Source organism: Paenibacillus polymyxa (assembly GCF_018614975.1).
Taxonomy (GTDB): domain Bacteria; phylum Bacillota; class Bacilli; order Paenibacillales; family Paenibacillaceae; genus Paenibacillus; species Paenibacillus polymyxa_E.
Window position 1 is genome coordinate 1 of sequence record NZ_JAGGNR010000030.1, and the last position, 14832, is coordinate 14832.

The window sequence follows — 14832 nt, forward strand, 5'->3', positions numbered from 1 at the left end:
TTCAGAGAACAACACTCTGAAATGTAAGCTAAGCTATGCGTTTGGTGGCGATGGCGGAGGGGTTCCACACGTACCCATCCCGAACACGACCGTTAAGCCCTCTAGCGCCGATGGTACTTGGACCGCAGGGTCCTGGGAGAGTAGGACGCCGCCAAGCAAAGAACCACTGCCGATGTTATTCGGTGGTGGTTTTTATTTGTTTATAAGGAATAGATGCGGTGAACGGAAGCTCTGACATGATTAATAGTGGAAGGTAACATTTTTGTTACGGATAACAGCAGCAAAACCAGTATAATAGGACTATGTTAAATATGCTAAAAGTACCTGACCACAGAGCTGGAATGTGCAGCTGTGAAAAGGAGGGTGTGTGTGTTAAGTTGGCGGAGACTTGGACTACAATCATTTCTGTTGCTTTGTTTGACCGTTGTTCTGGCAGGATGCGGTGAAGCTTCAGGATCTGTATGGACTTCATATGAAGGTGCGGTGAACGAGAAGAGTTTTCCGGTGCCTAAAGTAGCGAATAAATCTGACCAGTCTGAAAATAATTCGGATATGGATTATGTTCGATATACGCTGTCTGGTATTAGTGAGAGTACTAGCTTGCCTGAGGTATATCTAGACGAGATTAAAAGCTGGGGTTGGACAGAGAGGCAAGCCAAGGGTACATCCAATGAATCCAGTACCTTGCGTGTATTTGCAAAGGAAGGACATACTGTGCATTTAGCAGTACATGATGGTTCCTTTACACTAATGGTTCCTAGAAATGATGCTACTCAAACGACAATTAAATCATTGGCTGAAGACGATTGAACTGCTGCGTGTAAGGTTGGATATGAAAATTAACGCTGTGATGTCCCTTATCATATAGTAAAGCTCCCGTGTACTTGATCGGGGGCTTTTTGTTATTTGGCGAAGTAGGCTTGAGTAATGATGGAAGAACCTATCACGTATGGTGGATCAGAGATCATAAAGGTACAGAAGGAATGGAGTTGTATCTTTCGTACACGTATAGGTGGTATGGGTGCTTGAAACATAGGGAAGTGTAGAGCGCTAAAAATAGAGGGGGAGAGATGTAATTTGTATAAAGGTATGAGGTAATGAATGGCTGATGGAAAGCGCTAGAAGACAGATAGAACTGAGAGTGAGCAATAGATCGTTCAAAGGTGTAAGATCTACGAGGTATCTGGCGTTATGAGGATATGGAACAGCAGGTGAAAAGAGGAGAAGAACGGAACCACGAGTGGGGATAACTCATTTTACTATACCCATACTGTGGATAAGGAGTAAGAAAGGAAAAAATAAAGGTTATCCACTGTGGATAACCTTTATTTGAGCTTGTGAGGCTGAGTCAACTGAACGGTACAACGATCATGTTTTTGCAACAGATGATCCGGAAGGGCTCAGTTGTTATGTATTACAAGTAAGTGAAGTACATTTAATACTGCTTAAACGAGGGATTGTTATTGCAGATAGTATGAGACATCTTGTTCATTCAATTTGATGAGTCCATCTTTGCGCTCACGGGAGAGAACCATTACAACATACAAGCGAGGACCCAGCAACCACAAATGCCAGAAGATCAGCGAGAGGGTGAAGGACAAAGGCGACCATATCAAACATACTGTAATGATACATAGTCCAATCCAGCTCATGTTAAGGTGTACCCGGACAAACATAAGGAAGCTAAAATGCTGATCAGGGATATAACCTAACCAGGGCATACGCAGATTCCAGCGCCAGCGTTTGGCGTAAGAGGTACGGACCAGAAGTAATATCGTTCTGGCGATGACATAATGAATCCAGATGGTGATTGGACCTGCCAGTACAAAAAAGAAGAGGGCAGTCCAGGAGAATGCGAGCAGATTAAATAAGAGCATGATGACCGGCAGACACAGATAGCTGTAAATGACACTGCGGGCGATAGCCTTTTTTTTCAGAAGCCGGTATTGATAAAATGTTGCCTTATTCTCCGGTTCGGCGATCATACGATTATATATCCTCCTTCGGATTCATGTATGTATATATGAACCTTGTATCTCACGCCATGACGATTGTACAAGATATTGAGATTCGACGGAGCTTATCTCAGTATACTCCCGAATACACGGACTGTCAGGCTTTGATATCGTTATCATGTATTATATATCGGCTGAGATTCCAAGTTTTTTTAAGGAAATTGAATTTAAGTTTGAGTCAGGCCATGGGATACGTGATGTAGAGGTAAATGCGATGGAATGTAGGATAACTGTATATACACAAGCAGGTGATGTTCTTGTAGGGAGAATGAATGTATTTTTCGGTACAGACACCCAAGAGGGGGTGGGCGAATATATATATTTTATAGAAAGAAAGCACTATGAAAATGTTTAAAATAATAGAAACTGTGCAATACTGATAGTAAACGTAAAACAAGGTGGGATGGTTCATGGAAGAACATGCCGAACACACATGTATTATCTGCGAGCAAAGAAAAAGAGAAGGCATTTTTATTGTATCTGAATTCATATGTGACACTTGTGAAGCAGAAATGGTTCATACCGATGCGCAGGATGCCAAGTACAATTATTTTATTCATCAAATGAAGCAAATTTGGGTACAAAAAAACGCATAATGAATGTTGCTGATAGAAGTAGAAGCGAAACATCGCATTGCAATGATGCTGATGTGTATAGAGGCCCAATGGGCCTTTTTCTGTTGTTAAGAGGAGAGAATGTCTTGTTTGCCGTCTTGGGAAGGCGTATGCTGATATAATGATATAGATCATTTGCAGTAGAGCGTGTGGAGATAGGGAAGAAGGGCGTTCCTTGGATTAGGAAGCATTTTGGAGCGCATAGGGCGCACATTATATATGTACAGGATGGTTATTTCATGGATCATAAAAATAAATCAAGTAGTGCCCCTTTATATGAAGCGTTGCTTGCTTATCGTGACTCGAAGCAGCGTTCTTTTCATGTGCCTGGGCATAAGAATGGACAAGCTTATCGACATTTTGTGGAACAAGCAGAAGCAGGGCAATCTCCAGCTAAGGATATCGTCAATGAGGAACACCAGCACAAGGTTGAGATTCAGAGTAATGCAGGAGGGAATGTTAACCGAAGGATAGAGCAATTCAGTTCAGTGGAGAAACATGGGGCTGATCTGGAGAGTGGGGAGCGTTATGGCGATGAAGGGGTTCGTTCAGAAATAGAACTGGCACCAGTGCGTTCATTTCTGGAAATGATGGAGATGGATGTTACGGAGATTACGGGCACCGACGATTTGCATCATCCGGAAGGTGTGATCCGGGAAGCACAGGAGCTTGCGGCAGATTGTTTTGGTGCTGAGGAGAGTTTCTTCCTTGTGGGAGGCAGTACAGCAGGTAATCTGTCCTTACTGCTTACCGTGTGTGATGAGCCGAACAGTATTGTCCTGGTGCAACGGAATGTACACAAATCCGTTATTCACGGGTTAATGCTGGCAGGCGCAAGAGCTGTATTTCTGGAGCCGTGGGTCGATCCTGCATCTGGACTTGCGGTCATGCCGTCGGTGGAGACGGTTCAGGCTGCTGTCCAGTCCTATCCTGAGGCAAAGGGCGTATTCGTCACTTTGCCTAATTATTACGGCATGGGCGCTGACCTGACGCCCATAGCCGAGGTATGCCACGCCGCTGGCATGCCATTGCTCGTGGATGAAGCGCATGGCGCGCATTATGGGCAGCATCCGGAGCTGCCTGTCTCTGCACTGTCATGCGGAGCAGACGGTGTTGTGCAGTCGACGCATAAGATGCTGACGGCCTTCACCATGGGTGCCATGCTGCACATTCAGGGACCACGGTTAAACCGGTCCCTGTTAAGGCAGCGACTGGCCATGGTGCAAAGCTCAAGCCCATCATACCCGGTGATGGCTTCGCTCGATCTGGCGCGCCGCCTGCTGCATGTGCAGGGCGCGAACACATTCACGGCGGGGCTCGCCGCCGTGGATGCCTTTAAGCGCGGTCTCGCGGAGCTGCCGCGCTTTCAGTTGCTGCAGCCTGCACAGCAGCTGCAGCCAGAACCGCCAGCCGGTACAGCGAAGCCGGCTGGCATGCCCGTGTCCGCTGCGCAGCGGACACGGGAGGGCCTGACCGCGGCGACGATGCCATCTGCCGCGGGGTATACCGCTCAGGACCCATTCAAGTCCGTCATCTATGACGGCGCAGGGGTGCTGAGCGGTTATGGGCTACAGCAACAGCTGGAAGCATGCGGCTGTGTGCCTGAGATGAGCGACGAACGGTACGTCGTCTTGCTCTTCAGCCTGGGCTCAACGGTGCAAGATGCTCAGCACCTGTTGCAGGCTTTACACCATATAAGCTCTGCCGATGGGCATGAACAGGTCCAACAATCTAATGCAGAGTCATCTCATCAGCTTGCGAAAGGTTCGGCGCATTATATTTCCACGTGGAACAATTTACAAGAAAAAACTCGCTACTCGGAACCAATCTCCTTTACACTGCAACCGATTGTAGAGACGGATACGATCAATGTCCCGATAGAAGAAAGCGCGGGTTGTCGATCAGCCGAGATGGTTATACCTTACCCTCCAGGGATTCCGCTTGTATATCCGGGTGAACGTATTAGTACATCGATGGTGGCACGTATACAACTCCTGCGGGATGAAGGAGCAAAGTTTCATGGGGTATCCGATGCGTCTCTACAGTCATTGAGGCTCATGAAGGAATGAAGGGAACACATGAAGATCTGAATTGCATTCACCAATAGGTAGGCAATATGACCAATACGGATAGCGATACCGGACCCTACACATGTGAGGGTCTCTTGGTCATTAATCTAGTTGCTATGGTGTGTCTTCAAACTCAAGCATGCAATACGTTGAAGGATGTCAGGGTCCAACATCTTGAAGTCAAGGATTGCTGATCCTGGCGAATTGTCCAGACGATTTTGTAAGGAACCGAGGACGTCTTATTTAGCCTTCGAGTCCTCCTTTTATTTTGTAAGGAACCTGAGACACGTTATTAACCAAATTCACCTAACAAACACGCTGTAAACGGCTGCTTATTCCAAAATAGCGTGTTTCAGATTCCTTAGATTGCTGCGGGCGCTTCAAATCGCTGAATAAGACGTCACAGGGTTCGTTAGCGCTCCGGCTTTCGGCAGGTATGAAGACACGCTCTAGTTCAGCTTACAAAGATAGACATAAGAAAGAAGGGAACAACTTGGGTATTCCGCTAAAAAAATATACAGGAATAGTCCTGCAAGTTTTGTTGATGTACGGTTTTTATTGGATTGGAAACTTGATTCAAGCTGTATTACATCTGCCGTTAACAGGCAGTATTGTGGGCATGTTGGTATTGTTTGTCACCATTCAACTGGGATGGATCAAAATGAGCTGGGGAGAAGAAGGGTCGACGTGGCTTCAATCTCATCTGCAATTGTTGTTCATCCCGCCAACTGTGGGCATTATTAATCATTTTGATTTTTTTCGAGCCAACACATTGTTATTGGTTCTTGGTTTAATCGTTAGCACATTAATCACATGTCTGATATCTGCCAAATTAAGTGAGTGGCTTATGACATGGAGATCGTCTCATTTAGGCAAAAAGGAGGCGATCACTTGTCAGCATTCATCCTCGGAATTGGAATGATCGCGCTAACCATCGCTGTATATATTCCAGCCACTCGACTATATAAAAGGCTGAAATGGCCGATCCTTATGCCTGTACTCACAACGACTGCCATACTGATCCTGATTTTGGTGATTTCCGGTATAAAGCTGGATACGTACATGCTTGGTGGCAAATGGATACAGGAGCTCTTGGGCCCAGCAGTGGTATCTCTCGCTTTTCCCTTGTCCAGACATCTGCATGTGCTGAAGCAAAATATCATTCCAATTGTGGGTGGAACGATCGGAGGCAGTATTACAGGTGTTTCCACAGGGGCTTTAATCGCCATTCTGCTTGGCTATCCTCAAGAGATGGTCATCGCTTTATTACCAAAATCCGTGACTACTCCTGTGGCTATTCAACTTGCTGATCAGGTTGGAGGCAACGCCTCATTCACATCGCTGTTTGTGATGATTGCAGGATTCTCAGGGATATTACTAGGGCCGATGCTCTTGAAATGGGCCAAAGTCCGCAGTAAACATGCCTATGGAATTGGACTGGGTTCAGCATCTCATGCCCTCGGCATGGCGAGGTCTTTCGAATATGGAGAGAATGCGGTAGCCCTAAGTTCAGTTTCCATGATTGTCAGTGCCATTGCCGGATCAATTATGCTTCCATTATGGGTATGGATCATCTACGGTTGAACGCTTTACTTTGTTGTTCATGTTGGAGTAACCGCTGACCTATAGTATGATAGAAAGAAACAAGCTTATATGATCTTGGTGTTATTAATACGTACCGATATAGCTGTAGCTATACACCTCTGGGCGAGGGATATCATATCTTGTAGCAAGAGGGTCTAAGCATATTCAATTACAGCAGCAATAGATGCAATTATCGACATAGAAAGCAGGGAAGCATATGCAGGGCAGAGGTAAATTCATTACGCTGGAAGGGGGAGAGGGTTCCGGTAAAACAACGATGATCGGTAGAATAGGTTCTTATTTTGAAGAACGGGGTATACCTTACGTAGTTACGCGAGAGCCTGGCGGAATTGAGATTGCGGAGAAAATACGTTCCATTATTCTGGACCCTCTTCATACGGCAATGGATGCTCGAACCGAAGCGCTATTGTATGCAGCTGCACGCAGCCAGCATCTGGCGGAGAAAGTAGAGCCTGCGCTGAGAGCTGGAAAAGCAGTCATCTGTGACCGATTTGTCGATAGCAGTCTGGTCTATCAGGGATACGCCCGTGGACTCGGGATAGAGAACGTATGGGCCATTAATCGCTTTGCGATCGGTGATCTCATGCCGGATGTGACCTTATATTTGGACATTGAGCCTGAAGTGGGGCTTGCCCGGATCGACGCTCATGAGGGCCGGGAAGTGAACCGTCTGGATCTGGAAAATCTGGAGTTTCACCGTAAAGTGCGAGAGGGTTACTTCCTATTAAAAAAGCAGTTCCCGGAACGGATCAGGGTTATCGATGCTTCCATGAAGCAGGAGGATGTCTTGGCAGCAATGATTTTGTCGCTGGAGACAGGGATTTTGAAGGATTTTGACGAGTAATTGTCTAATATATAGACAGGGCATTTAGTGAAGGTGCTTATTCTAAAGGAGGTTATGCAGGATGAAACTGATTGTTGCGATTATACAGGATAAAGACAGCAACCGATTATCCAGCGCATTGGTCAAAGCAAACTTTCGGGCAACAAAGCTTGCCAGTACGGGTGGATTTTTGAAGGCAGGCAACACGACGTTTATGATCGGTGTCGATGATGGTCAAGTCGAATCCGTAATGAACGTCATTCGCAGCAGCTGTAAGGTTCGTGAACAGCTCGTGACTCCGGTCACACCGATGAGTGGAACAACCGACTCTTACCTGCCGCTACCTGTTGAAGTTCAAGTAGGTGGAGCTACTGTATTTGTTCTCCCGGTAGATCGCTTCGAACATTTCTAATTAAACCTATTGCCTGGATCCCATGAGGGTCCTTCATGATCCATAGCATGTTGGAAACGATGGATGCAAGAAGAGTTAACAGAGTTCGTGCGTGACACTTACGGAACGCCTTTCTTGATCAGAAGAATTGGCACAGTCTTTCCGGATGAGCATCTCCTGATTGGGGAATGCTCATCCGGGAAGAGGTCGACTACAAACAACAAGTCTTTGATGGTGATGTGTATCTACCATTATATATAGAGTGTGATCAGCATATATAAAGCCTCATCCTCACGCACAGGCGCAACGCGCACTGTGCTGATGGGCGATTGGCTATCTATGATAGAAAGCGGGCGTATCCATGAAAATCAATCCTGGATTCAGACCGATTCAGAGCGGGATCAGTTCTACTGATTCAGGTTCCAAACCGGTTCAATCCAAAAATTTCTCTGATATGATGAATCACCAGGGGGAACGGGCCTCACAAGCTGAACTGAATCGCCGGTTTAGTGAAATCCAGCTTCAGGGCGATCGCCTGGCACGTTCCATGACGATTCGTGAACTGAAGGCGTATAAGCAACTTGTTAAAAGGTTCCTGGAAGAGACCGTTCGTCGCGGTGTATCCATGAAAGAGACAAGAGGTTGGGATCGTCGTGGCAGAGGCAAGCGGTATAAGCTGATTGATGAAATTGACTCCGCTCTGTTATCCATGGCTGATGAATTGCTGGATACAGAAGAAGGAAAAATCTCTCTATTACAACAAGTAGGCGAAATTCGGGGGATGCTTATTAATTTAAGCTTCTGAGGAGGAAGTATGTCCTTTCAACAGATTATGGGTCAACAAGCGGCCAAGCAAATGTTACAAAGCAGTTTGAGACGTCATGCAATAAGTCACGCGTATTTGTTTAGCGGTCCAGCCGGTAGCGGGCAACGGAAGACGGCAATTACCTTTGCCAAGGCAATATTCTGTACAGAGCTTGAAGATGATGCGTGCGGGCAGTGTCTTGAATGTCGTAAGGTGGATCATGGTAACCATCCGGATCTAACCATGCTTGCACCAGATGGAAATAACATTAAAATAGATCAAATTCGGGATCTGCAGCGTATCTTTTCATACCGATCAGAGGCAGGCCATCCCAAAGTATATATTATAGAACAAGCTGAGAAAATGACGGTGCAGGCAGCAAACAGTTTGCTGAAATTTCTGGAGGAACCGCAGGTACCAGCAGTCGGCATCCTGATTACAGATAATGGACAGGCCATGTTGCCAACGATCCGCTCACGCTCTCAATTGGTGCCGTTCAGCGCACTGAATCCGGAAGAGATGCTGCAATCTCTGATCGAGGAAGGGCACCCTGCCAATCTGGCTCGCTCTGCCGTCCATTTAGCGTCAGGATTGGAAGCATGTAGAGAAATTCTCCAGCAGAATTGGTTTGCAGAAATTAGAAACGTAATGTTACAATTAGGGAAGGAGTCCCTGGGTAGAGGAAGTACATCATTGATCTCTGCACAGCAGAAGCTTTTTAAAACCGGACTCTCTGAACACCTGGACATGCTGCTTAGTTTGTTCCATCTATGGTTTAGGGACATGCTGTATGTTCAGTATGATAGGCATGAACATATCGTTTTCATAGATCAGTTAGACATGTTATCTCAGTTGGCACATACCCGCAGCACAGAGCAGTGGGTCTCCTATATGGATATGGCCGCAGCATGCAGGAAAAAATTGCGTTTCAACGTCAATGGCCAGCTTTGTCTGGAGCAATTTTTGATCGGTTTGGCATAAGACTGGGAGAGGGTAGAGTTAGCTCCAATCATATGCAAACGGTTATAACTTCGGCCGGTTCCCTAAGAAAACGGGGCTTCAGACGAAGTGGGGTTGGCTTACAAGGGGGTTAATTTTTTGTACAGTGTAGTGGGTGTCCGTTTCAAAAAAGCGGGCAAAATTTATTACTTCGATCCCCTGGACCTTCCCATTGAGAAAGAAAACTGCGTGATCGTAGAGACAGCGCGGGGGGTTGAGTACGGTAAGGTTGTCGTAGGTAAGAAGGAAGTGGGCGAGTCCGATGTGGTGTTGCCGCTGAAGAAAGTCATCCGCGTTGCGGGCGAGACAGATGCCCGTGTGGTTGATGAGAACAAGCGTGCAGCCAAAGAAGCATTCGGTACTTGTTTAAATAAAATCAAAGACCATGGCCTCAAAATGAAGCTGGTCGATGTGGAATTTACGTTTGATCGCAATAAAATTATATTTTATTTTACAGCTGAAGGAAGAGTTGATTTCCGGGAGCTGGTCAAGGATCTGGCAAGCATATTCCGGACACGAATCGAGCTGAGACAGATTGGTGTACGTGATGAAGCGAAGATGCTTGGCGGAATCGGACCTTGCGGCCGTGTGTTGTGTTGTTCTTCCTGGCTGGGAGACTTTGAGCCGGTATCAATCAAGATGGCTAAAGATCAGAGCCTGTCACTGAATCCGACGAAAATTTCAGGGTTGTGCGGAAGACTCATGTGCTGTCTGAAATTTGAGCATGATAACTATGAAAGTGTGAGAGAAGAACTGCCAGCTGTAGGCAAATTGGTCGTCACCTCATTGGGTGAAGGAAAAGTTGTCGGAATTAATGCCGGTAGCCGCACAGTCCATGTTCAACTGTTCGACATCAGTAAAGTCAAAGAACTTCCGCTGGATGACGTCGTTATCAAGTAAACCATAAAGGTTGCTTCGGGGTGGAAACTTGGAAAAGAAAAATCTGTTTACGCACATTCATGAAATGGAAACCCAACTGGGTCAGTTGCACGGTGATTTAGGAGAGTTAAAAATGATTGTGAAGGAGCTGCTTGAGGATAATCAGCGGCTTACCATCGAGAATGAGCAGTTACGCAAACTGCTCAAACGTGAGGCTCCGGCAGACCTGCCGATCTCCTCAGCACTCGCTCCTGTAGCAAGACCAGCAGGTCCGGCTACAGGTGAAGATGTTGTGGGTGAAGGGTATGATAATCTGGCCCGGTTGTATCACGAAGGCTTCCATATCTGCAACGTCTATTATGGACATCTGCGGACGGAAGGCGATTGTCTGTTCTGCCTGTCTTTTTTGAATAAATGAAGTGACCGTAGGGATCCCCTACGGTTTTTTTTCAAGGTTACAAACCTAAATGAACATGAGATATAGAGTACCGGAGGATGAGCGTAACATATGAAAGCAAATGAAGTTGTGTTACATGAGTCAGAGCGGATTGATGATCTGCTCTCTCATGATCTGAGAATCATTCAAAGTGATGAAGTGTTTAGTTTTTCGATGGATGCGGTATTATTAGCCCGGTTTGCTTCCGTACCTAAACGGGGTCTTGTACTTGATTTGTGTACAGGTAACGGGGTGGTTCCCATTTTGCTTACAACGCGTACACAGGCTAGTCTGGAGGGCATCGAAATTCAGCCTCGTTTGGCGGATATGGCTCGTCGCAGCGTACAATTAAATGCACTGGATGAATCGATTATGATTCGTGAAGGTGATTTGCGGGAACTGGTGAAAGAAACGGGAAATGCTGTATACGATGCAATAACGGTTAACCCCCCATATATGCCCCTGAATGGCAGTGACCTCAAAATGAACACACATCAGGCAATGGCACGTCATGAGATCGGATGTACGCTGGAAGAAGTGATCCAGGCTTGCAGTCGCCTTGTACGTAATGGCGGCAAAGTATCGATGGTTCATCGTCCACAGCGACTTGCAGAGATTATCTCCCTCATGCGTGAGTATAAGTTGGAGCCAAAACGGATTCGGATGGTACATCCACGTGCTCATCTGGAAGCTAACATGGTATTAATCGAAGGCATGAAAGACGGTAAACCTGAAGTAAGGATGCTTCCTCCACTCATTGTCTACAATGAAGAGGGGAAATACTGCGAAGAGATTATGGATATTTACTATGGTCAGCAACATGCTGAGCGTACTACGAAAGGAGGGCTTTAGATGACTTTGCATATTCAGAAAAGCTATGCGGAGCAGCCTGAAGGATCAGGCAAGCTATATCTGGTTGGAACACCCATTGGTAATCTGGAGGATATGACCTTCCGGGCCATCAAGACATTGCAGAGTTGTGACATCATTGCAGCAGAAGATACACGCCAGACCCGAAAGCTGCTTACCCATTTTGAAATTACACCTTCGATGCTGTTTAGTTATCATGAGCATAATAAGGGGGCGAGTGGACCTGAACTGATACGCTATATAATAGAAGGAAAAAATTTGGCACTCGTCAGCGATGCCGGTTTGCCAGCCATTTCGGACCCTGGTTCTGACCTTGTACAGCTTGCACTGGAAGCCGGAATAACGGTCATTCCCATCCCTGGACCCAACGCTGCGTTGTCTGCTCTGATCGTGTCCGGATTACCGACGGAGCGCTTTACATTCGGCGGTTTTTTGCCGCGGGAGAAAAAGGACATGCGAAAAGTGCTGGAGGCTTTTAACGAATCCAACGGGACTTTGTTATTTTATGAATCACCTCACCGTATTCGGAAAACATTAGTCCACCTCGAAGAAATTCTGGGTGATCGCTCGATTGTCCTGGCTCGTGAACTAACCAAGCGTCATGAGGAATTCGCAAGGGGCACTGTGAAGGAATGCATAGACTGGCTTGAGGAGCATCCGCCTCTTGGCGAGTACTGTTTGCTGGTAGAAGGCATTAAGGAAGAGGAGCGTAAGGCTGAGCGCGAAGCATGGTGGCAGCTCATGTCACTCGCGGATCATGTCAGCCATTATGAGGGTGAAGGACATAACCGCAAAGATGCAATGAAAAAAACGGCTACCGATCGCGGTCTGACGAAACGGGATGTATATAATGCATTAATCGAGCAGTAATCTAACCAAATATCTTCTGTTGTGGGGAACATAACCTGAAAAGAAGCTTATATCCAACCTTAGGGGAATATTAAAAAGAGCAGAGTGGCTCAAAAAAATTCCAAACAAAATTCATCGTTCTCTCCCGGTTGGCGTGTGACAGAATCATTTTGGGTAATGGAACCCATAACAAGGAAAAAAAATACCTTCCGCGGTGGGGTTCACACCGGGAAGGTCATTAAGGAATATTAAAAAGGTTAGAAATAACAATTTAGATAAGTCCAGTATACCTGGTTTTCTTATTTTGTCACAGGTGCAGGGATTTCGGAAATACATTCGTTACAAACAATTTTACCTTTGAAGTAAGTAACGTTCTCTGCATTACCACAGAAGATACAAGCAGGCTCGTATTTTTTCAACATGATGCGCTCGCCGTCAACGTAGATTTCCAGAGCATCTTTTTCACCAATACCGAGCGTACGGCGCAATTCAATTGGGATAACTACCCGTCCCAGTTCGTCCACTTTTCTTACAATACCTGTTGATTTCATCATTATAATCAGTGCTCCTCTCAGCTAACTATCATTGTCATTATTCGACATTATTTTATGTTTTATGATACCCATCATACCAACGATTCCCAAAACAGTCAACCTTAAAATTAGCTTAAAATTAAGGCTGTTTTTCACAAGGTTACTGGTGGTAAGGGATTGGAAGCCGTTTTTCGCATTTAAACCTCAATGTCAGCTTTGTCGATTTGGAAAACGACAAAACTACCTCATTCGACAAAGTTCGTCACGGCGTGTCGAATCTTAGATGAATCTTAGAGCTCAAAGCGTTAATATAAAAGAAATTAAAGGAGTTAGTCGACATGGAACAACGTTTAACGGAAGAGAAAGTATTCAAAGATCCGGTACATAATTATATCCACGTGCAAGATCCGGTTATATGGCAGTTAATTAACACCCCGGAATTTCAGCGTTTACGCCGGATTCGTCAGCTGGGTACTTCTTACCTTACCTTTCACGGAGCAGAGCATAGTCGGTTCTCACATTCATTAGGTGTTTATGAGATCACACGCAAGATCATCTCTCAATTTGAAAGAAGTCATTATTCGGATTGGCCGAAGGAAGAAAAGATTGTTGCTCTGTGTGCAGCTCTACTTCATGATCTCGGACATGGGCCATTCTCTCACTCCATCGAGGAAGCTTTTGACATGAATCATGAAGATTGGACTTGTCGCATTATTACAGGTGATACCGAAGTAGGGGCGATCTTAAGACGGTATGCTCCTGATTTTCCTGAGAAAGTCGCGTCTGTCATTCAAAAAACGTATGAAAATCCGATTGTGGTGAACTTGGTGACCAGTCCGCTTGATGCAGACCGAATGGATTATTTGCTCAGGGATGCCTATTTTACAGGTGTAAATTACGGCACGATTGACCTTGATCGTATCCTTCGGATGCTGCGTCCTTATCATGGGCGGATTGTAGTCAAGGAGTCAGGTATGCATGCTGTGGAGGATTACCTAATGTCTCGGTATCAGATGTATTGGCAGATTTACTTCCATCCGGTAACTCGTAGTTCTGAAATTATATTGCGGCAAATATTCAAGCGAGCTAAAACCCTTATACAGGATGATTTTCAATTCCGCTTCATGATTGATCCACTCCCTCAATTATTTGAAGGAGAATTATCCGTGGATGAATATTTGCAGTTGGATGAAGCATTAATTCAGACGGCATTTACGCAGTGGCGCAAGGAGGACGATACTGTTCTGAGTGAGTTATGCGAACGTTTTATGGATCGCAAGTTATATAAGTATGTAGAGCTTGAACAGGTCGACTTGACAATGATGGAAGAGATTCGGGAAGCTTTTGTACAGGCTGGCCTCGATCCCGATTATGATCTTGAAATTGATTTTCCTTCGGATAATCCGTATGATGTGTTTCGTCCGGATGAATCCACAGATAAGCAGATTCTTCTTCTGGATCGACAGGACAATTTACGTGAGTTGTCAGAAGTATCTGACATTGTCCGTTCCATCAGTGGGCTTCACCGAGGGAAACATCATTTGTATTACCCGCAAAACAAGGTGGATGCGATTATTCACGAATTACCGTCACATATACGCCCCTATTTCTTGTAATCGTGTGGGTATAATCCAATGAAGAATTTCGATATCAAAACACTTTCTAAAAGAGCTATTTTTCATGATACAGTAATCTGCTTTAATGGGGAGTATATGTAGATCGACATAATTTTGTAAATACAAGCAGGTAGAATGAGTACAATCAGCAAGATATAGATGAGAATATCCGTATATCTTCTATATATTGTAGTTGTGAAGAAACAAACGTAATGATGTGATACACAGATTACCCAAAATGTTTTATGTATGAGTCAATGAAATATTGAATTTTACAAATTGGATTTTCAAAAGAAGATAGTCGTTATTTCGACATGAAGGGAGATAC

General features: G+C 45.3%; 16 protein-coding genes and 1 rRNA gene. 15 read left to right on the forward strand and 2 right to left on the reverse strand.

Going from position 1 to position 14832, the window contains the following annotated elements; translation table 11 throughout:
- Positions 1-40 precede the first annotated feature (40 nt).
- Together rrf and J7E78_RS21385 are read left to right on the forward strand one after the other, a co-directional pair.
- Positions 41-157 (forward strand): 5S ribosomal RNA (gene rrf / locus J7E78_RS21380).
- A gap of 212 nt (positions 158-369) precedes the next feature.
- A complete protein-coding gene (locus J7E78_RS21385) occupies positions 370-810 on the forward strand; it encodes a hypothetical protein (protein ID WP_215078117.1) in 441 nt (146 codons plus the stop codon).
- A gap of 650 nt (positions 811-1460) precedes the next feature.
- Here the strand turns inward: J7E78_RS21385 and J7E78_RS21390 are convergent.
- Positions 1461-1985: a hypothetical protein gene (locus tag J7E78_RS21390; protein WP_215078118.1), complete on the reverse strand. Its 525-nt coding sequence runs from the start codon at positions 1983-1985 to the stop codon at positions 1461-1463.
- A 440-nt stretch (positions 1986-2425) separates the two neighbouring features.
- Here J7E78_RS21390 and J7E78_RS21395 point away from each other — a divergent pair, with 440 nt between their 5' ends.
- The 12 genes from J7E78_RS21395 to rsmI all read left to right on the forward strand — a co-directional run bounded on the left by J7E78_RS21395 (position 2426) and on the right by rsmI (position 12376).
- Positions 2426-2611: a sigma factor G inhibitor Gin gene (locus tag J7E78_RS21395; RefSeq protein ID WP_017691396.1), complete on the forward strand. Its 186-nt coding sequence runs from the start codon at positions 2426-2428 to the stop codon at positions 2609-2611.
- 257 nt (positions 2612-2868) lie between these two features.
- Complete coding sequence (locus tag J7E78_RS21400; protein ID WP_215078119.1) at positions 2869-4698, forward strand: aminotransferase class I/II-fold pyridoxal phosphate-dependent enzyme; 1830 nt, start codon at positions 2869-2871, stop codon at positions 4696-4698.
- Positions 4699-5191: 493 nt separating this feature from the next.
- Complete coding sequence (locus J7E78_RS21405) at positions 5192-5620, forward strand: CidA/LrgA family protein (RefSeq protein ID WP_215078120.1); 429 nt, start codon at positions 5192-5194, stop codon at positions 5618-5620.
- Positions 5590-6282: an LrgB family protein gene (locus J7E78_RS21410; protein ID WP_215078121.1), complete on the forward strand. Its 693-nt coding sequence runs from the start codon at positions 5590-5592 to the stop codon at positions 6280-6282. Before J7E78_RS21405 ends, J7E78_RS21410 begins: the two co-directional genes overlap by 31 nt.
- Before the next feature lie 217 nt (positions 6283-6499).
- The gene (gene tmk / locus J7E78_RS21415; protein WP_215078122.1) at positions 6500-7147 is read left to right on the forward strand and encodes a dTMP kinase; all 648 of its coding nucleotides are present in this window, start codon (positions 6500-6502) and stop codon (positions 7145-7147) included.
- 61 nt (positions 7148-7208) lie between these two features.
- Complete coding sequence (locus J7E78_RS21420; RefSeq protein ID WP_017691391.1) at positions 7209-7538, forward strand: cyclic-di-AMP receptor; 330 nt, start codon at positions 7209-7211, stop codon at positions 7536-7538.
- Positions 7539-7878: 340 nt separating this feature from the next.
- On the forward strand, positions 7879-8322 hold the full coding sequence (locus tag J7E78_RS21425) for a YaaR family protein (protein WP_017691389.1): 444 nt from the start codon (positions 7879-7881) through the stop codon (positions 8320-8322).
- A 9-nt stretch (positions 8323-8331) separates the two neighbouring features.
- Positions 8332-9303: a DNA polymerase III subunit delta' gene (gene holB / locus J7E78_RS21430; RefSeq protein ID WP_076216771.1), complete on the forward strand. Its 972-nt coding sequence runs from the start codon at positions 8332-8334 to the stop codon at positions 9301-9303.
- Positions 9304-9420: 117 nt separating this feature from the next.
- Positions 9421-10221: a PSP1 domain-containing protein gene (locus tag J7E78_RS21435; protein WP_053778939.1), complete on the forward strand. Its 801-nt coding sequence runs from the start codon at positions 9421-9423 to the stop codon at positions 10219-10221.
- Positions 10222-10249: 28 nt separating this feature from the next.
- On the forward strand, positions 10250-10618 hold the full coding sequence (gene yabA, locus J7E78_RS21440) for a DNA replication initiation control protein YabA (protein WP_017691386.1): 369 nt from the start codon (positions 10250-10252) through the stop codon (positions 10616-10618).
- A 90-nt stretch (positions 10619-10708) separates the two neighbouring features.
- A complete protein-coding gene (locus tag J7E78_RS21445; protein WP_215078123.1) occupies positions 10709-11488 on the forward strand; it encodes a tRNA1(Val) (adenine(37)-N6)-methyltransferase in 780 nt (259 codons plus the stop codon).
- A complete protein-coding gene (gene rsmI, locus J7E78_RS21450; protein WP_215078124.1) occupies positions 11489-12376 on the forward strand; it encodes a 16S rRNA (cytidine(1402)-2'-O)-methyltransferase in 888 nt (295 codons plus the stop codon).
- Positions 12377-12654: 278 nt separating this feature from the next.
- Here the strand turns inward: rsmI and J7E78_RS21455 are convergent, their stop codons facing one another.
- On the reverse strand, positions 12655-12909 hold the full coding sequence (locus tag J7E78_RS21455; protein WP_024633700.1) for an AbrB/MazE/SpoVT family DNA-binding domain-containing protein: 255 nt from the start codon (positions 12907-12909) through the stop codon (positions 12655-12657).
- 317 nt (positions 12910-13226) lie between these two features.
- On the opposite strand from J7E78_RS21455, the gene J7E78_RS21460 reads away from it, so the two are divergent.
- Positions 13227-14504, forward strand: a complete 1278-nt coding sequence (locus J7E78_RS21460) for an HD domain-containing protein (protein ID WP_215078125.1) — start codon at positions 13227-13229, stop codon at positions 14502-14504.
- Positions 14505-14832: the final 328 nt, after the last annotated feature.

What these genes read in the sequence shown, in the direction of transcription:
- J7E78_RS21390 (WP_215078118.1), bottom strand. Translation starts at nt 1,985, where the DNA reads ATGATCGCCGAACCGGAGAATAAGGCAACATTTTATCAATACCGGCTT.
- J7E78_RS21395 (WP_017691396.1), top strand. Translation starts at nt 2,426, where the DNA reads ATGGAAGAACATGCCGAACACACATGTATTATCTGCGAGCAAAGAAAA.
- J7E78_RS21400 (WP_215078119.1), top strand. Translation starts at nt 2,869, where the DNA reads ATGGATCATAAAAATAAATCAAGTAGTGCCCCTTTATATGAAGCGTTG.
- tmk (WP_215078122.1), top strand. Translation starts at nt 6,500, where the DNA reads ATGCAGGGCAGAGGTAAATTCATTACGCTGGAAGGGGGAGAGGGTTCC.
- J7E78_RS21420 (WP_017691391.1), top strand. Translation starts at nt 7,209, where the DNA reads ATGAAACTGATTGTTGCGATTATACAGGATAAAGACAGCAACCGATTA.
- J7E78_RS21425 (WP_017691389.1), top strand. Translation starts at nt 7,879, where the DNA reads ATGAAAATCAATCCTGGATTCAGACCGATTCAGAGCGGGATCAGTTCT.
- holB (WP_076216771.1), top strand. Translation starts at nt 8,332, where the DNA reads ATGTCCTTTCAACAGATTATGGGTCAACAAGCGGCCAAGCAAATGTTA.
- J7E78_RS21445 (WP_215078123.1), top strand. Translation starts at nt 10,709, where the DNA reads ATGAAAGCAAATGAAGTTGTGTTACATGAGTCAGAGCGGATTGATGAT.
- rsmI (WP_215078124.1), top strand. Translation starts at nt 11,489, where the DNA reads ATGACTTTGCATATTCAGAAAAGCTATGCGGAGCAGCCTGAAGGATCA.
- J7E78_RS21455 (WP_024633700.1), bottom strand. Translation starts at nt 12,909, where the DNA reads ATGATGAAATCAACAGGTATTGTAAGAAAAGTGGACGAACTGGGACGG.
- J7E78_RS21460 (WP_215078125.1), top strand. Translation starts at nt 13,227, where the DNA reads ATGGAACAACGTTTAACGGAAGAGAAAGTATTCAAAGATCCGGTACAT.